We start from the raw sequence: 22910 nt of genomic DNA on the forward strand, positions 1-22910 counted from the left end.
GGACAAAGGTGAAAAAGCGCGCCTCCTGCCTGTCCAGTTCCCCATGGAATCGCTTCCCACCCTATCCCGCCCCTGCTAGATTTGGGGGCATGAACAGCCATGCCCCCCATATCCGCCCCGTCATCCGGCAGCTGGACGAGGCCACCGCCAACCGCATCGCGGCGGGCGAGGTGGTGGAGCGTCCGGCCTCGGCCGTCAAGGAACTGGTGGAGAACGCGCTGGATGCCGGGGCCACGCGCATCGACATCGCCATCGAGGACGGCGGCAAGCGGCTGATCCGGGTCTGCGACGACGGTTGCGGGATGCTGCCCGAGGATCTACCGCTGGCCTTGGCGCGCCATGCCACCAGCAAGATCGACGGCAGCGACCTGCTGGCGATCCGCAGCTTCGGCTTCCGGGGCGAGGCGCTGCCCTCGCTGGGCGCCGTGGGGCGGCTGGCCATCACCTCGCGCGCGCGGGGCGGCGACGGCGCCGTGATCGCGGTCAGCGGCGGCAAGGTGACGCCGCCGCGCCCGGCCGCCGCCAACCCCGGCACGGTCGTGGAACTGCGCGATCTGTTCTTCGCCACGCCGGCGCGGCTGAAATTCCTGCGCGGCGACCGGGCCGAGACCATGGCGGTGGCCGAATGCGTCCGCCGCCTGGCCATGGCCGAGCCGCATGTCGGCTTCAGCTTGACCGCCGATGGGAAAGAAGTCTTCCGGGCCGATGTCGAACAGGGCGATCTGTTCGACGCCTTCCATGCCCGGCTGTCGCGCGTCATGGGCCGCGACTTCATCGACAACGCGATCGCCCTGGATGCCGAACGCGACGGGCTGTCCCTGACAGGATTCGCCGCCCTTCCCACCTATTCGCGCGGCGCGGCGGTGGCGCAGCATGTCTATGTCAACGGCCGCCCGGTGCGCGACAAGCTGCTGAGCGGGGCCTTGCGGGCGGGTTACATGGACGTGCTGGCCTCGGGCCGGCATCCGGCGGCTGTGCTGTATCTGTCCTGCGACCCGCAGCTTGTCGATGTGAACGTCCATCCCGCCAAGGCCGAGGTCCGGTTCCGCGACCCGCAGGCCGCGCGCGGCCTGGTGGTCAGCGCGCTGCGGCACGGGCTGGCGGGGGCGGGCCATCGGGCGTCGTCGACGGTGGGCGACGCCACGCTGGCGGCCTTTGCCGTCGAACCTGCGGCGCCGCGCGCCTATCAGATGGATTACCGCCCCTCGGCCCCGGCGATCCGCGCCAGCCTGGACTTGCAGGCCCCCGTGACCGACCTTGCGCCAGGCTTTGCCGAGGCGCCTTCGGCCCGCGCCGAGGAACCGCCGACCGTGCCCATCGATGCCCCGCTGGGCGCCGCGCGGGCGCAGATCCATGAAAACTATATCATCGCCCAGACCGAGGATGGTCTGGTCATCGTCGATCAGCACGCGGCGCATGAGCGGCTGGTCTATGAACGGCTGAAGGCTCAGGCGGCCGGCGGCATCGCCCGGCAGGCCCTGCTGATCCCCGAGATCGTCGATCTGCCGCCCGCGGACGCCGCGCGGATCCTGGCCATCGCGGAGGATCTGGCCGCATTGGGCCTGGTGATCGAACCCTTCGGCGGCGGCGCTGTCGCCGTGCGGGAAACGCCCGCCATGCTGGCCAGGCTGGATACCGCCGCGCTGATCCGCGACATCCTGGACGATCTGGCCGACCAGGGCGCGTCTGACCGCCTGCGCGGGCGGATCGACGCGGTCCTGTCCAGCATGGCCTGCCATGGATCGGTCCGGTCGGGCCGCCGCATGACGGCCGAGGAAATGAACGCCCTGCTGCGGGACATGGAGCGCACGCCCAAATCCGGCCAATGCAACCACGGCCGCCCGACCTGGGTCAAGCTGCGGCTGTCGGATATCGAGCGGCTGTTCGGCCGCAGCGGATGACCACAGCCGATTGACCCGCGCGTCAAAGGGCGCGACAGTCATCGCCAGTCAAGGAGCCATGCCATGCTGCAAATCAGCCCCGACAAGATCGCCCATATCATCATCCGCGCGCGCGAATATGACAGCGGCGTCAATCCCTGGGCGCATTCCGGCAGCCGGCCGCAGCACGGGGTGCAGAGCGAGTTGCGCGACTTCATCGCCACCCTGAACGAAGATGAACAGGCGTCGCTGGTGGCCGTCATGTGGATCGGACGCGAAAGCTTCGAGCCGGAGGAACTGGAAGAAGCCATCCAGACCGCCCGGATCGAACGCACCACCCCGACCGAGGATTACCTGATGGGCGAACCGCGCCTGGCGGACCTGCTGGAGGCGGGGCTGGAAGCCCTCGGCATCTCGCCCGAGGATGCCGAGGACGATCTGAACCCGTCCGTCTGACTTACTGCGCGGGCGCGACCCGGATCAGCTTCCCGTCGTCCTCGTCCGTCAGCAGCATGATCGCGCCGTCGCGGGCCACCTCGACCTCGCGGACGCGGCCGATGCCTTGCAGGTGGCGCGCCTCGCCGGTCACGCGGTCGCCGTCCAGTTCCAGCCGCACAAGCGCGCCCGCCTGCAACCCGCCGATCAGCAGGTCGCCTCGCCAATCGGGGAACAGATCGCCGTCATAAAACGTCATCTGACCCGGCGCGATCACCGGATCCCAGTAATAGAGCGGCTGTTCGGTGCCCTCGACCTGGGTATTGCCTTCACCAATGGGGCCGCCCGCATATTCGATGCCATAGGTGGCGACGGGCCAGCCATAGTTGCGCCCCGCCTGCGGGCGGTTCAGCTCGTCCCCGCCCTTGGGACCGTGCTCGATGGTCCACAGGGCGCCATCGGGGCCGATCGCGGCGCCTTGGACATTGCGGTGGCCCCAGGACCAGATCTCGGGCAGCGCGCCCTCGACGCCCGGATCGCCCATCGGCGCGCCGGTCCGAGGGTCGATGCGGACGATCTTGCCCAGCGTGGTGGTGGCGTTCTGCGACAACGGCCGGGCATCGATGACCGAGCGTTCGCCGGTGGTGACGAACAGCCCGCCATCCCCGTCGAAAACCAGGACCGAGCCGTAATGCTTGGTCGAATCCCAGGCGGGCTGCTGCTGCCAGATGACCTTGGTATCCTCCAGCGTGGCGCCGTCGGCCGACAGGGTGCCGGTGGCGACGGCGGTGGCGGTCTTGCCGCCTTCGCGCGGCTGGGCGAAGCTGATCCAGACACGGCGGGTCCGGGCGAAGTCATCGGCCACGGCCACGTCCAGCAAGCCGCCCTGATCGCGGGTGTCGATATCAGGCAGGCCGCCGATGGGGTCCGACAGCGCGCCGTCAGCGCCCACCAGCCGCAGATTGCCCGCGCGTTCCGTCAGCAGCCAGCTTCCATCCGGCAGTTCGGCCAGGCCCCAGGGATGATCCAGCCCATCGGCGATCACGGTCTGGTCCAGGGCCACATCGTCCGCCAGCACCGGGGCGCGGGTCTGGCTCTCGAAGGCGGGCTGCTGGTCGGGGGCGTTGGGCGGCGCTGCGTTGAAATCCTGCGCGGATGCGGTCCCGGCGATCAGCGCGGCGGCGGCTGCGGTCAGACGGATGGCGGGACGGAACGGAATCATCGGAGCCTCTTTGCTGGATGGATCGGTGCTGGCCGAACACGCCTGGACCGGCGCCGTTCCGCCTTGCGCCTTCACGTCTGTGTCAGGCGGTCCCGATGCGCCTGGAACAGCGCCCCGGCCCGGACCCAGGGGCCATCCTCGATCCTGTCAAGCCGCGCCAAAACCGGCAGCAACTGCCCTGCATAATCCAGCGAGCTTTCGCGCGGCAGCATCGACGGCAGGTTGTCGATGGCCATGACATCCAGCGGAGGCCTGTCCGCCACGCGCAGCACCGGCCGGGCCCAGGTGGTCGTGCGGTCATAGACCTTGATCGGGGAAAAGTCGCTGGCCGGGTCGCAGGCCACATCGCCGATCACGGTCAGCGCCCGCCCCGGCGCGGCGGCCGTGGCGGGTACGAAGACCGGCGCGCCCGGCTGTGCCAGGATCGCGTTGACGAAGATGTCATGGGCCAGCACCTCGGGGAAGGGGCCGCCATGCGCGGTCTCGGCCATGTCCCAGCGGGTGACGGGCGCACCCATCGCCACCAGCAGGTCGGCGGCACCCGTGCCCACGCGGCCCTTGGCGCCGATCACCAAAGCGCGCGGGCGGGCGCGGCCCGTGGCGTCCAGCTGGGCGCGCAATTCGTCCAGCAGCAGATCCTTGTCGGCATAGGCACGGATGGGCCCGCAGATGCCGCCGCGCTGCTGGGCCGCCCAGGCCTTCAGGCTGACCGCCGCCCCGGCATAGCCCGCCCAATAGCCGAAGGCGGCCAGGCGGCGGCCCTCCTCGTCCGTCAGGTATTCCAGGTCGTACAGCCTCCCACCCCCCGCGGCAAAGCGGCGCAGCAGCGCCTGCCCGGCGGGCTGGCCCTTGAAGGCATGGCCGAACATGACGTGACGGTGGCGCAACGGCGTCCCGTCGTCAGGCAGTTCCTTCAGGCCGAAGACGATGGCGTCGTCGGGCGCGGCGGGCCAGCTTCCCTCGGGGGCGATGGCGGCGCCCGCGCGGGCATAGGCATCCGTCGGCAGGACGCGGCGCGGGCTGTCCTCGACCGTGACGGTGAAGCCGCGCGCGATCAGGTCGGCCACGCCTTCGGGGGTGATGCCCACCCGATCCTCGTTCGGGCGGCTTTCGGCCCGCACCCACAGATGTGTCATCGCCGTCTCCTATGCTGTCCGCCGCCATCCATGCCGGGGAACCCGTCCGGCGCAAGGGTGTTCCCTGTCGTCCCCACGATCCTATCATGGAGAATCCGCGATGATCCTCAGCCGCCGCGCCAGCCTGATGCTTGGCCTTGCCACCGTCAGCACCGCCGTCAGCGCCACCGTCATGCCCCGCATCGCCTTGGCCCAGACCGCCGTGCCGACCTCGTTCTCGTATCCGGTCGAGGGCGGGCAGGTCGTCTTTCACCCGGTCGATCACGCCTCGATGGTGATCGAGACGCCGGGCGGGGTGATCTATGTCGATCCGGTCGGAGGGGCCGAGCCGTATCGCGGACTGCCGCAACCTTCGCTGATCCTGATCACCCACGAACATGGCGACCATTTCGACCTGCCGACGCTGCAAGGCCTGCCCGCCGTGGCGATCATCGCCAATCCGGCGGTCCATGCGATGCTGCCCGCCCAGATGCAGTCCCGCGCCACCGCCATGGCGAATGGCGATGCCGCCCAGGCCATCGGCCTGACCATCGAGGCCGTGCCCGCCTATAACACCACGCCCGATCGCCAGCAGTATCATCCGCAGGGCCGCGACAACGGCTATGTCCTGACCATCGGCGGCAAGCGGTTCTATATCGCCGGCGACACCGAGGACACGCCCGAGATGCGCGCCCTGGAGGAAATCGAGGTCGCCTTCCTGCCGATGAACCTGCCCTATACGATGACCGTCCAGCAGGCGGCCGAGGCGGTGGCGGATTTCCGGCCGGTGACGGTTTTTCCCTATCACCACCGGGGCAGCGACGTGCGGGAATTCGCCCGCCTGGTCGAGGCGTCAGGCGCGGGCAGCCTGGTCGTGATCGCCAACTGGTATTCGGGCGGCCAGGACTGACGCGCCTTTACCGATCCGGCAGGCCGCGCTAGCAATGCCGCCATGCTGCGATACGTCTTGCGCCAAACGACCGTGATGGGGCTGAGCCTGCTTGTGGCCTCGGCCCTGATCTTTTCGGTCGTGGAACTGGTGCCGGGCGATCCGGCCAGCTTCATGCTGGGCACCGGGGCGCAGCCGGAAACGCTGGCCGCGCTACGCCAGCAGATGGGGTTGGATCAGCCCCTGCCGCTGCGCTACGCGGGCTGGCTGGGGGCGATGCTGCACGGCGATTTCGGCACCAGCTTCACCTACAAGACGCCCATCGGCGGGATGATCCTGGACCGTTTGCAGGTGTCGCTGCCGCTGGCGGTGCTGGCGCTGTGCCTTGCGGTGGCGATCGCGCTGCCGGTCGGGCTTTACGCGGCGGCGCGCCGGGCGCGCGCGGGCGGCGGGCTGGCGATGGGGGCCACGCATGTGGGGATCGCGCTGCCGAATTTCTGGCTGGCGATGCTTCTGGTCCTGGTCTTCGCCGTCAGGCTGCGCTGGCTGCCTGCCGGAGGCTTTCCCGGCTGGTCGGACCCCGGCGCGGCGCTGAAGTCGCTGATCCTGCCCGCCGTGGCGCTGGCCCTGCCCCAGGCCGCGATCCTGGCGCGCGTTCTGCGCTCTGCCCTGATCGAGACGATGGGCCAGGACTATATCCGCACCGCCCGCGCCAAGGGCCTGACAGAGGGGCAGGCGCTGCGCCGCCACGGGTTGCGCAACGCGCTGATCCCGGTGCTGACAATTCTGGGGATGCAGTTTTCGTTCCTGCTGGCGGGCGCGATCATCATCGAGAATGTCTTCTTTCTGCCGGGCCTGGGCCGGATGATCTTCCAGGCGATCACGCAGCGCGACCTGATCGTGGTGCAATCGGCGGTGCTGGTGCTGGTCGCCGCCGTGATCGCCGTGACCTTTCTGGTCGACCTGGCCTATGCCGCCGTGGATCCCAGGCTGCGCCGCGGATGAGGGTGGGGGTGGTCCTGGGCGGTGCGCTGGCCGGGCTGGCGCTGGCCCTGGCCGCCCTGTCGGTGGTCTGGACGCCCCATGAGGTGACGCAGATGGCGATTGCGGACAAGTTGCAGCCGCCATCGGGGGCGCATTGGTTCGGCACCGATCATTTCGGGCGGGACATCCTGTCGATGGTCATGCTGGGGGCGCGAACCTCGATGGCGGTGGCCCTGGTCGCGGTGGCGATCGGCATGGGGCTGGGCGTGCCGCTGGGCCTGCTGGCGGCGGCGCGGCGCGGCGGCTGGGTCGATGAGATCGTGATGCGCGGCAACGACCTGATCTTCGCCTTTCCGTCGCTGGTGATCGCGATCCTGATCACGGTCGTCGCCGGGCCGTCGGCGCTGAATGCCATCGTCGCCATCGGCATCTTCAACATCCCGGTCTTTGCCCGCGTCACGCGCGGGGCCGCCCTGCCGATCTGGGTGCTGGATTATATCCGCGCGGCGCGGGTGGCGGGAAAGGGTGCCGCGCTGATCAGCCTGCACCATGTCCTGCCCAACATCGCCAGCCTGCTGATCGTGCAGGCGACGATCCAGTTCAGCCTGGGCATCCTGGCCGAGGCCGGGCTGTCCTATGTCGGCCTCGGCGCGCAGCCGCCGACGCCAAGCTGGGGCCGGATGCTGGCCGAGGCGCAGACCATGATCGCCCTGGCCCCGCATGTGGCGATCATCCCGGGCCTCTGCATCGTGCTGACGGTGCTGGGGCTGAACCTGCTGGGCGACGGCTTGCGCGACGCCTTGGACCCGCGCCTGCGGGTGCTGCGGTGATCGCGGCCGAAGACCTGTCGGTCTCCATCGGCGGGCGTCCGGTCGTGGCCGGTGTCTCGTTCGATCTTGCGCCGGGAACGGTGACGGGGCTGGTCGGCGAATCCGGCAGCGGCAAGTCGATGACCGCGCTTGCCGTCATGGGTCTGCTGCCCGGCCGGGCGCGGGCCTCGGGCCGGGTGGTTCTGGACGGCCAGAACCTGCTGACCCTGCCGGAACGCGACCTGTGCCGGATCCGGGGCCGCCGCATCGGCATGATCTTCCAGGAACCGATGACCGCCCTGAACCCGCTGATGACCATCGGCGACCAGGTGGCCGAGGTGCTGCGCATCCACCAGGCCCTCGACCGCCCCACGGCGCTGCGGCAGGCGCAAGAGCGATTGGACCGCGTGGGCCTGCCCGCCGCGCGCTTTCCGCTGACGCTCTATCCGCACGAGTTGTCGGGCGGGCAGCGCCAGCGGGTCGCCATCGCCCTGGCCATCGCGCTGCGCCCCGGCCTGCTGATCGCGGACGAACCGACGACCGCCCTGGATGTGACAACGCAGGCGCGGATCCTGTCGCTGCTGACCGATCTGGTCCGGGACGAGGGCATGGCCCTGCTGCTGATCACCCACGATCTGGCCGTGGTGGCGGGCATGGCCGACCGGGTGGCGGTGATGCAGGCGGGCCGGGTCGTCGAAAGCGGGCCGACCCGAACAGTGTTCCGCCGCCGCAGCCACCCCTATACCCGGCAGCTTTTCGCGGCATCCCGCCATGCGCCGGAACGCAGCCCCCGCCCCGCCGCCGTTCCGCTGGTGCAGGTGACGGGGGCGGTGCGCGACTATCGCCTGGGGGACGGCAGCCTGCGCGCCCTGGATCGCATCGGCCTGACCATCGGGCGCGGCGAAAGCGTCGGGCTGGTGGGCGAATCGGGATGCGGGAAATCGACGCTGGCCCGCGCGATCCTGGGGTTGGAGCGGTTGCAGCAAGGACGCATCACGCTGGAGGGCCGGGACATCGCCGCCGGACAGCGGATGCCGCGTGACCTGCGGGCACGGATGCAGGCGGTGTTCCAGGATCCCTTCGGCAGCTTCGATCCCCGCTGGCGAGTGGAGCGCCTGCTGGCCGAGCCGTTCCACCTGACCGGCCGCCCGCCCGACTGGCGCGACCGCGTGGCTGCCGCCCTGGCCGAGGTGGGGCTGGATCCCCAGGACGCCCGCAAGTTCATCCACGAATTCTCCGGCGGCCAGCGGCAGCGCCTTGCCATCGCCCGCGCCCTGATCGTCCGCCCCGCCCTGATCGTCCTGGACGAGGCGGTCAGCGCCCTGGATGTCCGCGTCCGCGCGCAGGTTCTGGACCTTCTGGCCCAACTGCAACAGACGCACGGGCTGTCCTATCTGTTCATCAGCCACGACCTGTCCGTGGTGCGCGGCATCACCGACCGGATCCTGGTGATGGAGGCAGGCCGCATCGTCGAGGAAGGTCCGACACGGCGCGTCATCGACGCCCCCGGCCACGCCCGGACGCAGGCCCTGGTCGCGGCGATCCCGCGCATCCCGGCGGACTGGTCCTAGCTCAGATAGCCGCCATCGGAATCGTCGCCCGATTCCTCGACCAGGCGGGCGAAGTCGGGCAGGTTGATGGCGCGCTTGCCCACCAGTTCGATCACCCCGTCGCGCTTCAGCGCGCTGATCTGGCGGCTGACGGTTTCCAGCGTCAGGCCCAGGTAATCGGCCATCGCCTCTCGGGTCAGGGGCAACTCGATCCGCATCCGTCCGCCGGGATCGCGCTTCTGCAAGGCAGCCTCGCGCCGGGCGATGATGGCGATGAAGGACGCGATCTTTTCCCGCGCCGTCTTGCGACCCAGCAGCAGCATCCATTCGCGCGCCGCGTCCAGTTCGTCCAGCGTCATCTCCAGCAGCCGGTGCGCGACATGGGGCGTGGTGCGCATCATGTCCTCGAACGGCTTGCGGCGGAAGCAGCACAGCACGACCTTGGTCGCCGCCACCGCGTTATAGGCGGCGATTTCCCGCTTCGGGCGGCCCAGGAAATCGCTGGGCAGCAGCAGGCCCACCATCTGCGTGCGCCCGTCCTCCAGCGTCTGGGTCAGCGCCGCCACCCCGGTCACGACCGATCCGACGAATTCCATCCGATCACCCTCCCAGACGATCGGCTGACCGGGGTCGAAGCTGCGATAGAATTTCATGTCTTCCAGCAGCGCCAGCTCGTCCGTTTCGCAATGGGCGCAGACGGCGCGATAGCGGATCGGGCAGTCGCCACAGCGTTCGCCGCCATCGTGACTGGCGGATTTTTGGTTGATCTGGATCAAGGCAATCTCGCGCGTTATCATCTAATTCTACCCATATGAGCAATGTTTCGCAACTGAAGCGGCTGGGCTTGTTCGATTCGCGCGTTCCGCGCTACACGAGCTATCCCCCCGCAACGCAATTCAAAAACGGCGTAAACGCCAATATGGTCGCGGGCTGGCTGGATTCCATCCCCGAGGGCGCGGCGATTTCGCTGTATCTGCATGTGCCGTTTTGCCGCAGGCTCTGCTGGTTCTGCGCCTGCCGCACACAGGGCACCAAGACGCTGGATCCGGTCATCGCCTATGTGGACACGGTTCTGGCGGAACTGAGCCTTTTGCGCCGCCACCTGCCGCGCGGCGTGCGGCTGTCGCGGCTGCATTGGGGCGGGGGCACCCCCACCCTGCTGCCGCCCGACCAGATGCGGCGCGTGGCCGACGCGATCTTCGCCGTGGTGCCGATGGCCGAGGGGGCCGAATTCTCGGTCGAGATCGACCCGTCGGAAATCGACGCGCCCCGGATGGCGGCGCTGGCGGCGGCGGGGATGAACCGCGCCTCGATCGGGGTGCAGGATTTCGACCCCAAGATCCAGGACGCGATCGGCCGCCAGCAGTCGTTCGAACTGACCGGCGAGGCGGTGGACCTGATCCGCGGCCATGGCATCGCCAGCCTGAATGCCGACATCCTGTACGGCCTGCCGCACCAGGACCGGCACCGCATTTCCGAAACGGTGCAGAAGCTGCTGGCCCTGTCGCCCGACCGTGTGGCGCTGTACGGCTATGCCCATGTGCCCTGGATGTCCAAGCGCCAGGTGATGATCCCCGAGGACGCCTTGCCCGGCAACGAGGATCGGCTGTCGCTGTTCAACACCGCGCGCGACCTGTTCGTGGCGGATGGCTATGCCGAAATCGGCATCGACCATTTCGCGCGCCCCGGCGACGGGCTGGCCCTGGCGCAGAAGGCGGGCCAGTTGCGCCGCAACTTCCAGGGCTATACCGACGACCGGGCCGAGGTTCTGCTGGGTCTGGGCGCATCCTCGATTTCCCGCTTTCCGCAGGGTTACGCCCAGAACGCGCCCGCGACCGGCGCCTATACCGGCCATGTCCGAGAGGGGCGGCTGCCTTACACCAAGGGCCATGCCTTCACCCCCGAGGACCATTGGCGCGGCCGCATGATCGAACAGGTGATGTGCGATTTCCGGGTCGACTCGGCCGAGATGACGACGCGGTTCGGCCTGACGCCCGCACAGTTGCAGCAGATCTTCGACCCGGTGATCGCGCAATTCGGCGGCATGGTGAAAATCGGCCCCTGGGGCCTGCGCATCACGCCCGAGGGGCGCCCGCTGGCGCGCATGGTCGCCAATGCGCTGGACGCCTATATGGCGGCCCCGACCAGCCATTCATCGGCGGTGTGACCACCGGGGGGCGCGCCTAGGGGTGGTCATGCCCCGCGTGGTCGGCGCAGGCTTCGGGCGGCTCGATCTCGATCGTGGCGTGGGCGATGCCGTGGTCATGGGCCAGCATCTCTTTGGCCGCGCGGGTGATGGCAAAGTGATCGCCCCCGCCCACGACCAGATGCACCGAGGCCGCGCTGCGCTTTTCGTCGATCTGCCAAAGGTGCAGGTGATGGGCGTCGGCCACGCCCGGCATCCCGCGCAGGGCCGACAACACCGCGCCCGGATCACTGCCCGGCGGCGCGGCCAGCATCAGCATCCGAAAGACCGGGCCGATCTCGGTCCCGATATGCCACAGGATCACCACCGAGATCGCCAGCGTCAGGATCGGGTCGGCCAGGTTCCAGCCGAAGGCCCAGATCAGCGCCCCGCCCAGGATCACCGCAACCGAGACCGCCGCATCCGCGACATTGTGCAGGAAGGCCGCGCGGATATTGGCGCTGTCCTTCGAGGCGCGGTACACAAGCGCCGCCGTCGCCAGATCGACGATCAGCGCAAAACCCGCCAGCCCCATCACCAGCCCGCCCGCGACCTGCGGCGGATCGGCCAGGCGGCCCAGGGCCTCGATGGCCAGCCACAGCGACACCGCGATCAGCGCCAGATAGTTGACGAAGGCCGCGACGATTTCGGCCCGCCCCCAGCCAAAGGACCAGTCGGGCGTCGCCGCCCGTCGCGACAGCCGCCGCGCCCCGAAGGCCAGCACCAGGGCCAGGGCGTCGGACAGGTTGTGGATGCCGTCGGCGATCAGCGCGGTCGAATCGGCCGCATAGCCGCCCACGATCTGCGCGGCGGTCAGCGCCAGGTTGACGACGACCGCCCAGCCGATCGCCGCGTCGCCGCCATGATGGTGATGATGGCCGTGCCCATGAGCATGAGAATGTGCCATCAATGCGCCTCGGCCCAGTTGGCGCCCACGCCCGCGTCGACGACCAGCGGCACCGACAGCCGCACGGCGGGTTCGGCGGCGCCCTCCATCACCGTGCGGGCGGCGGCGATCAGGTCGTCCACGGCATCCTCGCGCACCTCGAAGACCAGTTCGTCATGGACCTGCAACAGCATCCGCGCGGGCAGGCCGGCGATGGCGGCAGGCATTCGGACCATGGCGCGGCGGATGATGTCGGCCGCCGCCCCCTGGATCGGTGCGTTGATCGCCGCGCGCCGGGCGCCGCCCGCAGCCGGGCCGCTGGCGTTGATGCCGGGCGTGTTGATGCGCCGCCCGAACAGCGTGCGGACGCTGCCGTCGGATTTGGCATCCGCGACGGTGCGGTCCATATAGGCGCGGATTTCCGGAAATCGCTGGAAATAGGTGTCGATGAAGTCCTGCGCCTCGGCCCGCGGGATGCGGAGGTTGCGCGACAGGCCAAAGCTGGAGATGCCGTAGATCACCCCGAAATTGATCGCCTTGGCGCGGCGGCGGATCATCGGATCCATCCCTTCCACCGGAACGCCGAACATCTGGCTGGCGGTCATGGCGTGGATGTCGATGCCGTCGCGGAAGGCCTGTTTCAGCGCCGGGATGTCGGCGACATGGGCCAGGATGCGCAGCTCGATCTGGCTGTAATCCAGGCTGACCAGCCGGTGCCCTTCGGCGGCGATGAAGGCTTCGCGGATGCGGCGGCCTTCCTCGGTCCGCACCGGGATGTTTTGCAGGTTCGGATCGGTGGATGCCAGCCGCCCGGTCTGCGCGCCCGCGATGGAATAGCTGGTATGGACGCGCCCCGTTTCCGGGTTCACGAAGGTCGGCAGGGCGTCGGTATAGGTCGATTTCAGCTTGGCGATCTGCCGCCAGTCGAGGATCCGCGACGGCAGGTCATGGCCTTCGGCCGCCAGATCCTCCAGCACGTCGGCGCTTGTGGAAAAGGCGCCGGTCTTGCCGGTCTTGCCGCCCGCAAGGCCCATCTTGTCGAACAGGATTTCGCCCAACTGCTTGGGGCTGCCGACGTTGAACCGCTGGCCTGCAAGGGCGAAGATCTCATCCTCCAGACCCGCCATGGACTGCGCGAAGCTGCCCGACATGCGGCGCAGCACGTCGCTGTCGATGCGGATGCCCGCCATCTCCATCTCTGCCAGGACGGGGACGATGGGGCGTTCGGTCGTCTCGTAGACGGTGGTGACGCGCTCGACCGGCAGAAGCGGCGCGAAATGCCGGTAAAGGCGCAGCGTCACATCGGCATCCTCGGCCGCGTAGGGGGCTGCCTTGTCGATGGGCACCTGGGCGAAATTGATCTGCGCCTTGCCGGTGCCGATCAGATCCTTGATGGGAATGCATTTATGGGCCAGATACCGTTCGGCCAGTTCGTCCATGCCGTGGTTGTGCGTGCCCGCATTCAGCGCGTAGGACATCAGCATCGTATCGGCCAGGGGCGCCATGCGGATGCCGTGGCGGGCCAGGATCTTCCAATCGTATTTCAGGTTCTGGCCGATCTTCAGGATCGCGTCGTCTTCAAGGACGGGCTTCAGCGCCGCCAGCACCTGAGCCAGCGGCAGTTGCCCCGCAACCAGGGCGGACTGGCCGAACAGGTCGTCGCCCCCCCCTGCATCGCCGCCCGCGACATGGCCCACGGGGATATAGCAGGCCACACCCGGCGCCACGGCCAAGCAGATGCCCGCCAGATCGGCCTGCATCTCGTCCAGGCCGGTGGTTTCGGTGTCGATGGCGACATGGCCGGTGTCGCGGATCGACTGCACCCAGCGGTCCAGGGCGGCACGGTCGGTCACGGTCTCGTAGGCGGCGCGGTCGATGGGCGGCAGATCCGGCGCGGCGGGCGCGTCGCGCGGCGGGGCGGACACCACGGCAGGCGCCTCGGCCCCCAGGCGTTCGGCCACGCGGGCGGTAAGGGTGCGGAACTCCATTTCCGACAGGAAGGTCAGCAGGGCCGGGGCGTCGGGGGCGCGCACTTCCAGGCTTTCCAGGGTGAAGTCCAGCGGCGTGTTGCAATCCAGTTCGACCAGGCGCTTGGAAATGCGGATCTGGTCGGCATGGTCGATCAGGGTCTGGCGGCGCTTGGGCTGCTTGATCTCGCCTGCCCGCGCCAGCAGGGTTTCCAGGTCGCCGTATTCGGTGATCAGCTGCGCGGCGGTCTTGATGCCGATGCCGGGCGCGCCGGGCACATTGTCCACCGCATCGCCCGCAAGCGCCTGCACGTCCACCACGCGATCGGGCCAGACGCCGAATTTCTCGAACACCTCGTCGCGGTCGATGGGCTTGCCCTTGATCGGATCCAGCATCTGCACGCCATCGCCGACAAGCTGCATCAGATCCTTGTCGCTGCTGACGATGGTCACGCGCCCGCCCGCGTCGCGCGCCTTGCAGGACAGCGCGGCGATGATGTCGTCGGCCTCGTATCCCTCGGTCTCGATGCAGGCGATGTTGAAGGCGCGGGTCGCGTCGCGGGTCAGCGGGAATTGCGGGCGCAGATCCTCGGGCGGTTCGGGGCGGTTGGCCTTGTAGGCGCTGTAGATCTGGTTGCGGAAGGTCTTGGCCGAATGGTCGAAGATCACCGCCGCATGGGTCGGCGCGTCGCTGCCGCGTTCGTCGGTGACGTATTTCCACAGCATGTTGCAGAACCCCGCGACCGCGCCGACCGGCAAGCCGTCGGATTTGCGCGTCAAGGGCGGCAGGGCGTGATAGGCCCGGAAGATGAAGGCCGATCCGTCGATCAGGTGCAGGTGGTGGCCCTTGCCGAATGTCGCACTGATGCTGTCCATGAAGCGGTCCTTTCCGAGTCTCGGGGACCGTTCTGGCAGAAAGCGGCGGGGGGCGCAAAGGGGGCGGTCAGGACCGGGGGCGCTTCGCCCCCCGCTGGGCCTGCTGGCCCCTTCTCCGCAGAGGATATTTAGACAAAGGTGAAAGAGAAAGCGCGCCTAGTGGTCGTCGTGGGCGTGGTCGCGGTCGATCACGAAGCGCTTGTCGCAATAGCCGCAATCGACGAAGCCCGTGATCGGCGAGATCGCCAGCCAGACGCGCGGATGGCCCAAGCCCGCCGCATCGTCTCCGTCGCAGGCGATCTTCCAGCTGGTGACGATCTGGGTTTCCGGCGCCGGCAGCTTCAACTCGGCCAGGCTGGTCTGTTCGGTGGACAGCGAGTTTTCCGGGATCACGTATTGCGTCATGGCTGGCCTTCTTGTGGCGGCGGGCGTCATCTGGTCTAACCCCTGATACCGCAGCGCCGCCTGCCTTCGCAAGCCTGCCAGGGATGCCATCATGCCGAACGCCATCGAGATCGCCGGGCTGCGCAAGACCTATGCCGCCCAGGGAACCGCCCCCGCCAAGGACGCGCTGAAGGGCATCGACCTTGCCATTCCGGCGGGCAGCATCTTCGGGCTGCTGGGACCGAACGGGGCGGGGAAATCGACGCTGATCAACATCCTGGCCGGGCTGGTCAACAAGACGGCGGGCAAGGTGACGATCTGGGGCTTCGACCAGGACGTGAACCCGCGCCAGTCGCGCGCGGCCATCGGGGTGATGCCGCAGGAACTGAACATGGATCCGTTCTTCACCCCCCGCGCCAGCCTCGAGGTTCAGGCGGGCCTCTATGGCGTGCCCAAGCGCGAACGCTGGACGGATGAACTGCTGGAGCTGGTGGGGCTGACCGATCAGGCCAATGCCTATGCCCGCAACCTGTCGGGCGGGATGCGGCGTCGGCTGCTGCTGGCCAAGGCCCTGGTGCATCGCCCGCAGATCCTGGTGCTGGACGAGCCGACGGCGGGCGTGGACATCACCCTGCGCGAGATGCTGTGGCAGAATGTCCAGGCGCTGAACCGGCAGGGCATGACCATCATCCTGACCACGCATTACCTGGAGGAAGCCGAGCAGATGTGCGACGAGATCGCCATCATCAACCACGGCGCCCTGGTGGTGCGGCAGGACACGCGCAGCCTGCTGTCGCGCGCCGATGGCAAGACGCTGGTCCTGGACACGGGCGGGCGCGTTCCCCTGCCGCCGCTGCCGGACGGCGCGCATCCCGAATGGCGTGGCGACGGGCGGCTGGCCATCGGCTATCCCCCGTCGCGGGTTCGCGCCGATCAGGTGCTGGACGCGCTGCGCGGCGCGGGCATCCCCATCCTGGATGTCGCGACCGAACAGCCCGACCTGGAGGACGTGTTCGTGGAGATGACGCGGCCCTAGGCCTTGCGGGCCAGCATCGGTCCCATGACCCGCCCGCCCAGAATGTGCAGGTGGTAATGGGGAACCTCTTGCACGCCATGCGGGCCGGCATTGGCGATGGCGCGGAAGCCGTCATGGCCGCCCGCCAGATGGACCCCTTCCGAGGTGCAGACCTGGGCACAGAGGCGGGTGAAGCTCAGGATCTCGGCGTCCGAGGCGTTGGCCGCGAAATCGTCCAGGCTGACATAGGCCCCCTTGGGAATGACCAGCACATGCACCGGCGCCTGGGGATTGATGTCGCGGAAGGCCAGGGCGTGATCGTTTTCCGCAACCTTGTCGCAGGGAATCTCTCCGCGCAGGATGCGGGCGAAGATGTTGGTGTCGTCGTAAGCAAGGGCCATGGGGCGATCCTGTGGTCAGTCGTTGAACAAATGCGGCGTCCGCGCCAGATCATGCGCGACCTGGGGCGAAACATCCAGAAACCGCGCAAGGGCGTCCGCATTGGCGGCGTCCGGCGCCAAGGGCGACAGGACCGTCAGGCGCGCGGCGGCAAGATCGCGCAGGCGGTCGGCCTCGTCGGCAAGGTCGCTTTCCACGACGGGCAGAAGCTGGCCGATCTGGGCGTCGGGCGTGGCAGGACCGGCCAGCCCCATGCGGCGCATGTGACCGTGCAGGTAATCGAGGGAAAACGGCGTGTCGACAAACAGGATCCGCGTTTCCGCCCGGTCGGCCAGGAAATCGGCGATCAGCGCCAGCGCCGAAGGGTCCAGGCACAGGGCCAGCCTGGTCGAGCCGTAATCGTCCAGCAGCAGCCGGACCAGGGCGCGGCGATGGCGTTCCCGCTTCAGGACGGTCGAGGCGATGCCGCCCAGGTCCGGCAGGCCCGCGTCGCGTTCGTTGAAGATGTAATCCACCGCCGGAATGTCGGTCAGCGCCCGGATCGCCGCCGTCAGCCGCTTGGCGACGTGCCATTTCTTGGCCACGATCAGGCAGATCGCCTGGTTGCGCCCCGCCCCCCGGTCGTCCCAGAAGCGGGGCGCGAAACGCCGCCCCTCCCGGCCCCGTGCGGTCAGGAAGCGAAACAGGCGCGGCGCCTCGTTCGTGATGGAGAACTCCACCCCCGGCGCCTGCCACAGCGCCCCCAGCCGGGCGCGCAGATCCTGGGCATCAGAGCTGATCTTGCGGGCGAACAGGTAATCCTGGCGGATCAGCAGATCGTAATGGTCGTTGTAGAACGTGACCGGCATCCCGTAATCGGTGAACATCAGGCAGGTGGGGGACCGGCGGCGGATATCCGTCTTGGGGACCAGATGGGCGACAAGGGTCTGGAAGAAAGTCTCGTCCGGGATCCAGGTGGTGCGGAAGAACGCGGTCAGGTCGCGCCGCGCCGCGATCAGCGCCAGCACCGATTCGACCGTCTGGCGGCGCAGGCACCACCATTGCGACCCGATCATCACCTGAAGGCCCTGCGGGATCGCGCGATCCAGCCGCAGCCATTTCTGCGCGGCCATGCTGGCATGGAACAGCCGCTTGCGGCGGCGTTCGTTGAACCAGTGGCGATAGACCAGCCGTTCGGCCTTGATGCCGGTCTTGATCCAGTCGCTGTCGAAGAAATCGAAGGCTTCGATGTAATCGCAATCGTCGCGATCCAGGAAGTCGCGCGCATATTCCGCCGACTTGATGGGCATGCAGTCGCCCGACAGCATGTAGAAATGGGTGGCCTCGGGGAAGGACCGTTCGGCCTGCCGCAGGGCCGACAGGGTGGCCGCGACCAGCGACCATTCGCCCCAGCCGCAGCGGAACCGCCGGGGCGCGAAAACCACGTTGGGATGGCCCGCCAGAGCCGCGCGGATCAGGCGGTATTCGTCCGCCGGGGCGCGGCGGTCGTAATGGATCGCCACATAATCGCCCGCGGCCGTCAGCCGCCGCGCCTGGTCCACCACGCCCTGCGGATCCTTGTGCGTCAGAAGGATGAAGGCGATGCGGGCCATGGATACGAAAACTTAACGGATACTGCGGTAAACGGATCGGCGATGAAACTTGCGCGGGATCGTGTTTCTGTGTGTAAACGCCTTTCACATGTGCCGGCAAGCCGCGCTGCAATCGAAGGAACTGGGCCACGATGGGCTTTCCCGGCGTCTGGATGACCGAAAGCGAAAGCCTGATCTATCGGGTGGTGCCGAAATGCGCCTGCTCGACCATCGGGCAGATCATGTTCTATTCGGACCATGGCCGCTTTTACGACGGCGACATCCACGATTCGATCGAAGGGCTGCACAAATGGTCGCAGGACCACAGCAAGCCGGTGATCGAAAGCGCGGTCGCGCGCCACGCTGCGGTGACCTTCACCTGCGTGCGCAACCCCTATGCGCGGATCCTGTCGTCCTTCTTCGACAAGATCGCGGGCATCCAGCGGAACGGGCGGCGCTATCGCGGCAACCTGGTGCCGCAACTGGCGCAGCGTTATGGAATCGACGTGGGCAGCCCGGAAAACGGCTTCGAGTTCGACCAGATCGCCAACTTCCGCCGCTTCCTGCTGTTCGCGCGCGACACGATCCTGTGGCGCCGCCCGATGGAGCCTGACATCCACTGGTCGTCGATGTCGGGCCATATCGGCACCTTCATCGCCAATGGCGGCCGCTATGACCGGATCCTGTTCACCGAGACCTTCGACGACGGCATGGCCCAAATTCTGGCGGGCGCCGAAACCCCGGTCCCGGTCGATCTTGCGGCCGTGCCCCGCTTCAACGAATCCGAGGGGCACGGGCCGAAGCGGGCGCACAAGGTCGGCGATTACTTCGACGACCTGTCACGCCACCTGATCTGGGAAATCTACAAGGACGACTTCCAGCTGTTCCGGTACGACTTCGACGATCCCGACAACCGGATGCCCCTGTCCGAAATCGACCTGGATCAGGTTCACGCCAGGCTGGGACAATAGCGCGCCATCACTCCAGATGGCTTTCCATGAACCACAGATCCTTGTCCACGCTGCGCGACGCGGCGGTGAAGATGTCGACGGTATCGGCATCGCCCGCCTCGTCCGTGGCATCGATGGCGGCACGCAGCTTTTCGCCATGATCGCGATAGCGTTCGCACAGCGCCCTGATGTGGTCCTCGGCCTTGGTCAGATCGGTCGGATATTCCTTGAGAGTGCTGCCCTGGGCGACCTTTTCGGCTGTCCCGACGGCCACGCCGTCCAGCTGCTGGACGCGTTCGGCGAAGATGTCGATATCGGCGCGCAGGTTGTTGTGGAGGGCGTCGAACAGTTCGTGGACGGCGATGAAGTTGCGGCCCTTCACGTTCCAATGCGCCTGCTTGACGGCAAGCGCCAAGGCGATTGAATCCGCCAGACGCGCATTCAGTTCGGAAATCGAGGTCTTGCGGGCGTTGTCGGTCAGCCCCTTCAATGCAACGGCCATGATCGGCTCCTTTCCGGTGGTTCGCCCGGTCAACGGCCGCCTGTCAGGCCCGGTTCCGGGCGCATGGCGGCCATGAAGAAACGGCGCCCCTGCCTGCACAGGGACGCCGTCAGGAAATGCCGTTCGCAGCAGGACTGCGGATCAGACCGCACCCTTGATGAAGGTCACGGCGTCGCCGACCGTCTGGATGGTTTCGGCGGCGTCGTCCGGGATCTCGATCCCGAATTCTTCCTCGAACGCCATGACCAGTTCCACGGTGTCAAGGCTGTCGGCGCCCAGGTCGTCGATGAACGAGGCGGATTCGACCACCTTGTCTTCCTCGACGCCCAGATGCTCGACCACGATCTTCTTCACGCGATCAGCGATATCGCTCATGTCACATCCTCATTCTCGCGGGCATCCGCCCAGTTTTGCACGGACACGACGGCCCGGTTCAGCCCAGGGCGGTTCCCCTGCTGCCAAAGGCGGGGATATAGCACCCGTGAACCCTCTTGCAACCGCTTTCGCTTGAAAGGGTTGCGTCAGACCATCGCCATGCCGCCGTTCACATGCAACGTCGCCCCGGTGACATATCCCGCCTCGGGGCTGGCCAGATACAGGACCGCCGCCGCGATTTCCTGGGGCACACCCATCCGGCCGGCGGGAATCTGGGACAGGATCCTGCCCTTCTGGTCGTCGGTCAGGCTGTCGGTCATGGCGGTGGCGATAAAGCCCGGCGCCACGCAGTTCACGGTGATCCCGCGCGAGGCGACCTCATAGGCCAGCGACTTCGACATGCCGACCAGACCGGCCTTGGCGGCGGCATAGTTGCCCTGCCCCGGATTGCCCGTGGCCCCCACGACCGAGGTGATGTTGACGATCCGCCCCCAGCGGGCCTTCATCATGCCCCGCAGCGCGGCCCGAGACAGCCGGAAGACGCTGGTCAGGTTCACGTCCAGGACTTGGCTCCACTCCTCGTCAGACATGCGCATGAACAGGTTGTCGCGTGTGATCCCGGCATTGTTGACCAGGATGTCGACCGACCCTATCGCCGCCGCGGCATCCCTGACCAGCCCGGCAGCGGCCTCGGCATCCGACAAGTTCGCGGGCACCACATGCGCCCGTTCGCCCAAGGCCGCCGCCAGATCCTGCAACGGCCCCTCGCGCGTGCCCGACAGCGCCACGGTCGCGCCCGCCGCGTGCAGCGCCTGCGCGATGGCCCCGCCGATGCCGCCCGATGCGCCCGTCACCAGGGCCGTCCTGCCTGTCAGATCGAACATGGCTGATCCTTCTTCTTTGTCCAAATACCCAAGCGACCTCAGCCCCTCAGCGCCACGATATCCGCCGGGGCACCGATATTGCGCACCGCCGCATCCCTGGCGATCCGCTTGATCATCCCCGACAGCGCCTTGCCCGCACCGATCTCCCAGAACTCGGTCACGCCCGCGCCTGCCAGGTTGGCGATGGATTCGCGCCAGCGGACCGTGCCCGTCACCTGCTCCACCAGCAGCCGCCGGATCGCGCCGGGTTCCGTCACCGCCTCGGCCCGGACATTCGCGATCAACGGCACGGCGGGCGGGTGGATGTCGACCCCCGCCAACGCATCGGCCATCACCGCCGCCGCGGGCTGCATCAGCACCGAATGGAACGGCGCCGAGACCGGCAGCATCAGCGCCCGCTTGGCACCCGCCGCCTTCATCGCCTCGGCCGCGCGTTCGACCGCCTCCTTGTGGCCCGAGATCACCACCTGTCCTGGGTCGTTGTCATTGGCGGCCTGCACCACCTCGTCGCCGGCCACCTCGCGCGCGATGTGATCGACGGTGGCGAAATCCAGCCCCAGGATCGCCGCCATCGCTCCCTGGCCGACCGGCACCGCCTCCTGCATGGCCTGCCCGCGCATCCGCAGCAGCCGCGCCGTATCCTCCAGCGTCAGCGACCCCGCCGCGCACAGCGCCGAGTATTCCCCCAGCGAATGCCCGGCCACGAAATTCGCATCCTGGATGGTGAACCCTTCGGCTTCCATCGCCCGAAACGCCGCCATCGAGGCCGCCATCAACGCCGGCTGGGCATTCTGGGTCAGCGTCAGAGTGTCGATATCCCCGTTCCAGATCAGGTCCGAGAGCTTCTCCCCCAGCGCCTCGTCCACCCGGTCGAACACCTCGCGCGCGGCGGGATAGACTTCGGCCAGCTCACGCCCCATGCCGATGGTCTGTGCCCCCTGGCCTGGAAAGACGAACGCGCGCATGGGGGCCTCCTGTAGGGTATGGGTTCAGAAGGGGATAGCGCGGATGGGGGTGGGGGTGCAATGGTGGTAGCTTCAACCGTAGTTGCCCACTGACTCTCTTCTTACTTAACGGCGCAGTGCTTCAGCCCTATCGCAAGGACAACCATGACTATATTTCTCGATGGGATAGCAACCCGTTTCTATCGCGGCATTGGTCCAGAGGTACAGTATATATCTCCATTCTCAAAACTAAATTTTTTTATAGGGCCTAATAATTCAGGAAAGTCCATTATCTTAAATCTTCTTGCTAATCAAGTGGCGCAAACCTTAACTGGCAAAAAAGTTAACCCTCCAAGCGGACACGAGGAATATAAAGGTAAAGAAACTGGGCAGTTTCTTCTGGCTATCGGAAAAAATATGGAAAATGCCATTAAATTATTAACCAGTGGCCAAAAATTTATCGACCACAACAACACATATCGACATTTTGGCGACATCAACAATGATATCAGCAAAATATGCGGAAAAATTAGCCGCCAAAATCACCTATGGCTGAAAATAGGAGCACATAAAAGCGCAGAAATATTCCCTGCTTTAGATATTCAAAGTGCCAGTAACTGGCTCGACTCAAAAACATGGCAAACGATATGGAATCTCGCAACTCAGCATAAAGGCGGCAGCCTAGTCCAGCATTGGGTCCCTGAAACCATCAACTACATCGCTAACACCTCAGTTCCAACTGTTCCGAATATTCATCTTATACCAGCGAAACGAGTTTTTGGAGAAAAGGGGGAAGCTCTTAACGACCTAAGTGGCCGGGGATTGATAGACCATTTAGCCGCTCTGCAAAATCCATCTTGGAATAAGCAAGAGGATAGAGAAAAATTCGCAAAAATAAATATGTTCATCAAGAAAGTTACTGGAAAGGACGACGCCCAACTCGAAGTTCCCAATGATCGCGAGCACCTACTAGGGTGTGTTGACGTTCTCCGGAGTCGGATGACGGTTGCGGCGAGAGCAATGAAGGCGCTGAAACTTTCATCAGTCTTGCAGCAGCGCATGGCGATGCCTCTGTATTCCTTGAGCCT

General features: G+C 66.9%; 22 protein-coding genes. 10 read left to right on the forward strand and 12 right to left on the reverse strand.

The genetic code is table 11. The features are described 5' to 3' along the window. The first annotated feature begins 89 nt into the window (after positions 1 to 89). Both mutL and PARHAE_RS02890 read left to right on the forward strand, forming a co-directional pair. Entirely contained in the window at positions 90 to 1901 is a 1812-nt protein-coding gene (gene mutL, locus PARHAE_RS02885; RefSeq protein WP_126153095.1) for a DNA mismatch repair endonuclease MutL, read from the forward strand. A 63-nt stretch (positions 1902 to 1964) separates the two neighbouring features. Then, on the forward strand, positions 1965 to 2336 hold the full coding sequence (locus tag PARHAE_RS02890; RefSeq protein ID WP_126153096.1) for a DUF3775 domain-containing protein: 372 nt from the start codon (positions 1965 to 1967) through the stop codon (positions 2334 to 2336). Between the two features lies 1 nt (position 2337). Here PARHAE_RS02890 and PARHAE_RS02895 read toward each other — a convergent pair whose 3' ends face one another. After that, positions 2338 to 3537, reverse strand: coding sequence for a PQQ-dependent sugar dehydrogenase (locus PARHAE_RS02895; RefSeq protein WP_126153097.1), 1200 nt, complete (start codon positions 3535 to 3537; stop codon positions 2338 to 2340). A gap of 71 nt (positions 3538 to 3608) precedes the next feature. After that, complete coding sequence (locus PARHAE_RS02900) at positions 3609 to 4673, reverse strand: saccharopine dehydrogenase (RefSeq protein WP_126153098.1); 1065 nt, start codon at positions 4671 to 4673, stop codon at positions 3609 to 3611. A 100-nt stretch (positions 4674 to 4773) separates the two neighbouring features. Here PARHAE_RS02900 and PARHAE_RS21855 point away from each other — a divergent pair, with 100 nt between their 5' ends. From PARHAE_RS21855 to PARHAE_RS02920, 4 genes are read left to right on the forward strand one after another with little or no spacing between them, the layout of a single operon-like run. Then, positions 4774 to 5562 carry an MBL fold metallo-hydrolase gene (locus PARHAE_RS21855; RefSeq protein ID WP_126153099.1) on the forward strand — a complete coding sequence of 263 codons (789 nt, stop codon included), beginning with the start codon at positions 4774 to 4776 and terminating at the stop codon, positions 5560 to 5562. A 42-nt stretch (positions 5563 to 5604) separates the two neighbouring features. Further along, positions 5605 to 6546 carry an ABC transporter permease gene (locus tag PARHAE_RS02910; protein ID WP_126153100.1) on the forward strand — a complete coding sequence of 314 codons (942 nt, stop codon included), beginning with the start codon at positions 5605 to 5607 and terminating at the stop codon, positions 6544 to 6546. Further along, positions 6543 to 7355 carry an ABC transporter permease gene (locus PARHAE_RS02915; protein ID WP_126153101.1) on the forward strand — a complete coding sequence of 271 codons (813 nt, stop codon included), beginning with the start codon at positions 6543 to 6545 and terminating at the stop codon, positions 7353 to 7355. The genes PARHAE_RS02910 and PARHAE_RS02915 overlap by 4 nt, the downstream gene beginning before the upstream one ends. Further along, on the forward strand, positions 7352 to 8905 hold the full coding sequence (locus PARHAE_RS02920) for an ABC transporter ATP-binding protein (RefSeq protein ID WP_126153102.1): 1554 nt from the start codon (positions 7352 to 7354) through the stop codon (positions 8903 to 8905). The genes PARHAE_RS02915 and PARHAE_RS02920 overlap by 4 nt, the downstream gene beginning before the upstream one ends. On the opposite strand, the gene fnrL is transcribed toward PARHAE_RS02920, so the two are convergent. Continuing rightward, the gene (fnrL, locus tag PARHAE_RS02925) at positions 8902 to 9660 is read right to left on the reverse strand and encodes a transcriptional regulator FnrL (protein WP_277600634.1); all 759 of its coding nucleotides are present in this window, start codon (positions 9658 to 9660) and stop codon (positions 8902 to 8904) included. The two genes, PARHAE_RS02920 and fnrL, sit on opposite strands and share 4 nt — an antisense overlap. A 35-nt stretch (positions 9661 to 9695) precedes the next feature. On the opposite strand from fnrL, the gene hemN reads away from it, so the two are divergent. Continuing rightward, on the forward strand, positions 9696 to 11051 hold the full coding sequence (hemN, locus tag PARHAE_RS02930) for an oxygen-independent coproporphyrinogen III oxidase (protein ID WP_126153104.1): 1356 nt from the start codon (positions 9696 to 9698) through the stop codon (positions 11049 to 11051). Positions 11052 to 11067: 16 nt separating this feature from the next. Here the strand turns inward: hemN and PARHAE_RS02935 are convergent, their stop codons facing one another. From PARHAE_RS02935 to PARHAE_RS02945, 3 genes are all read right to left on the reverse strand, one after another. Beyond that, a complete protein-coding gene (locus tag PARHAE_RS02935) occupies positions 11068 to 11976 on the reverse strand; it encodes a cation diffusion facilitator family transporter (RefSeq protein WP_126153105.1) in 909 nt (302 codons plus the stop codon). Beyond that, on the reverse strand, positions 11976 to 14798 hold the full coding sequence (gene polA / locus PARHAE_RS02940; RefSeq protein WP_126153106.1) for a DNA polymerase I: 2823 nt from the start codon (positions 14796 to 14798) through the stop codon (positions 11976 to 11978). Before polA ends, PARHAE_RS02935 begins: the two co-directional genes overlap by 1 nt. A 156-nt stretch (positions 14799 to 14954) precedes the next feature. Beyond that, entirely contained in the window at positions 14955 to 15143 is a 189-nt protein-coding gene (locus PARHAE_RS02945) for a zinc-finger domain-containing protein (RefSeq protein ID WP_126153123.1), read from the reverse strand. A gap of 151 nt (positions 15144 to 15294) precedes the next feature. Between PARHAE_RS02945 and PARHAE_RS02950 the strand changes: the two genes are divergently transcribed. After that, a complete protein-coding gene (locus tag PARHAE_RS02950; RefSeq protein WP_126153107.1) occupies positions 15295 to 16218 on the forward strand; it encodes an ABC transporter ATP-binding protein in 924 nt (307 codons plus the stop codon). Here the strand turns inward: PARHAE_RS02950 and PARHAE_RS02955 are convergent. Both PARHAE_RS02955 and PARHAE_RS02960 read right to left on the reverse strand, forming a co-directional pair. Then, positions 16215 to 16598 carry a histidine triad nucleotide-binding protein gene (locus PARHAE_RS02955; RefSeq protein WP_126153108.1) on the reverse strand — a complete coding sequence of 128 codons (384 nt, stop codon included), beginning with the start codon at positions 16596 to 16598 and terminating at the stop codon, positions 16215 to 16217. The two genes, PARHAE_RS02950 and PARHAE_RS02955, sit on opposite strands and share 4 nt — an antisense overlap. A 15-nt stretch (positions 16599 to 16613) precedes the next feature. Then, positions 16614 to 18188 (reverse strand): DUF5928 domain-containing protein, encoded by a 1575-nt coding sequence (locus PARHAE_RS02960; protein ID WP_126153109.1) that lies wholly within the window; start codon positions 18186 to 18188, stop codon positions 16614 to 16616. Between the two features lie 131 nt (positions 18189 to 18319). Between PARHAE_RS02960 and PARHAE_RS02965 the strand changes: the two genes are divergently transcribed. Continuing rightward, the gene (locus PARHAE_RS02965; RefSeq protein WP_126153110.1) at positions 18320 to 19138 is read left to right on the forward strand and encodes a sulfotransferase family protein; all 819 of its coding nucleotides are present in this window, start codon (positions 18320 to 18322) and stop codon (positions 19136 to 19138) included. 7 nt (positions 19139 to 19145) lie between these two features. Here PARHAE_RS02965 and dps read toward each other — a convergent pair whose 3' ends face one another. The 4 genes from dps to fabD all read right to left on the reverse strand — a co-directional run bounded on the left by dps (position 19146) and on the right by fabD (position 21843). Next, on the reverse strand, positions 19146 to 19619 hold the full coding sequence (dps, locus tag PARHAE_RS02970; RefSeq protein WP_126153111.1) for a DNA starvation/stationary phase protection protein Dps: 474 nt from the start codon (positions 19617 to 19619) through the stop codon (positions 19146 to 19148). A 141-nt stretch (positions 19620 to 19760) separates the two neighbouring features. Then, positions 19761 to 19994 (reverse strand): acyl carrier protein, encoded by a 234-nt coding sequence (locus tag PARHAE_RS02975; RefSeq protein ID WP_089387089.1) that lies wholly within the window; start codon positions 19992 to 19994, stop codon positions 19761 to 19763. Between the two features lie 146 nt (positions 19995 to 20140). Next, positions 20141 to 20878, reverse strand: a complete 738-nt coding sequence (fabG, locus tag PARHAE_RS02980) for a 3-oxoacyl-ACP reductase FabG (protein WP_126153112.1) — start codon at positions 20876 to 20878, stop codon at positions 20141 to 20143. 38 nt (positions 20879 to 20916) lie between these two features. After that, entirely contained in the window at positions 20917 to 21843 is a 927-nt protein-coding gene (gene fabD, locus PARHAE_RS02985; RefSeq protein ID WP_126153113.1) for an ACP S-malonyltransferase, read from the reverse strand. A gap of 144 nt (positions 21844 to 21987) precedes the next feature. Between fabD and PARHAE_RS02990 the strand changes: the two genes are divergently transcribed. Then, positions 21988 to 22910 (forward strand): OLD family protein (locus PARHAE_RS02990; RefSeq protein WP_164555121.1); only part of this gene is annotated, 923 nt, incomplete at its 3' end.

The sequence above is a fragment of the Paracoccus haematequi genome, assembly GCF_900631945.1.
Classification (GTDB): domain Bacteria; phylum Pseudomonadota; class Alphaproteobacteria; order Rhodobacterales; family Rhodobacteraceae; genus Paracoccus; species Paracoccus haematequi_A.

Bases quoted from the DNA above. Each gene is read 5' to 3' on its own strand.
- mutL (WP_126153095.1), top strand. From the start codon at position 90: ATGAACAGCCATGCCCCCCATATCCGCCCCGTCATCCGGCAGCTGGAC.
- PARHAE_RS02890 (WP_126153096.1), top strand. From the start codon at position 1,965: ATGCTGCAAATCAGCCCCGACAAGATCGCCCATATCATCATCCGCGCG.
- PARHAE_RS02895 (WP_126153097.1), bottom strand. From the start codon at position 3,537: ATGATTCCGTTCCGTCCCGCCATCCGTCTGACCGCAGCCGCCGCCGCG.
- PARHAE_RS02900 (WP_126153098.1), bottom strand. From the start codon at position 4,673: ATGACACATCTGTGGGTGCGGGCCGAAAGCCGCCCGAACGAGGATCGG.
- PARHAE_RS21855 (WP_126153099.1), top strand. From the start codon at position 4,774: ATGATCCTCAGCCGCCGCGCCAGCCTGATGCTTGGCCTTGCCACCGTC.
- PARHAE_RS02910 (WP_126153100.1), top strand. From the start codon at position 5,605: ATGCTGCGATACGTCTTGCGCCAAACGACCGTGATGGGGCTGAGCCTG.
- PARHAE_RS02915 (WP_126153101.1), top strand. From the start codon at position 6,543: ATGAGGGTGGGGGTGGTCCTGGGCGGTGCGCTGGCCGGGCTGGCGCTG.
- hemN (WP_126153104.1), top strand. From the start codon at position 9,696: ATGAGCAATGTTTCGCAACTGAAGCGGCTGGGCTTGTTCGATTCGCGC.
- PARHAE_RS02935 (WP_126153105.1), bottom strand. From the start codon at position 11,976: ATGGCACATTCTCATGCTCATGGGCACGGCCATCATCACCATCATGGC.
- polA (WP_126153106.1), bottom strand. From the start codon at position 14,798: ATGGACAGCATCAGTGCGACATTCGGCAAGGGCCACCACCTGCACCTG.
- PARHAE_RS02950 (WP_126153107.1), top strand. From the start codon at position 15,295: ATGCCGAACGCCATCGAGATCGCCGGGCTGCGCAAGACCTATGCCGCC.
- PARHAE_RS02955 (WP_126153108.1), bottom strand. From the start codon at position 16,598: ATGGCCCTTGCTTACGACGACACCAACATCTTCGCCCGCATCCTGCGC.
- PARHAE_RS02960 (WP_126153109.1), bottom strand. From the start codon at position 18,188: ATGGCCCGCATCGCCTTCATCCTTCTGACGCACAAGGATCCGCAGGGC.
- PARHAE_RS02965 (WP_126153110.1), top strand. From the start codon at position 18,320: ATGGGCTTTCCCGGCGTCTGGATGACCGAAAGCGAAAGCCTGATCTAT.
- dps (WP_126153111.1), bottom strand. From the start codon at position 19,619: ATGGCCGTTGCATTGAAGGGGCTGACCGACAACGCCCGCAAGACCTCG.
- PARHAE_RS02975 (WP_089387089.1), bottom strand. From the start codon at position 19,994: ATGAGCGATATCGCTGATCGCGTGAAGAAGATCGTGGTCGAGCATCTG.
- fabG (WP_126153112.1), bottom strand. From the start codon at position 20,878: ATGTTCGATCTGACAGGCAGGACGGCCCTGGTGACGGGCGCATCGGGC.
- fabD (WP_126153113.1), bottom strand. From the start codon at position 21,843: ATGCGCGCGTTCGTCTTTCCAGGCCAGGGGGCACAGACCATCGGCATG.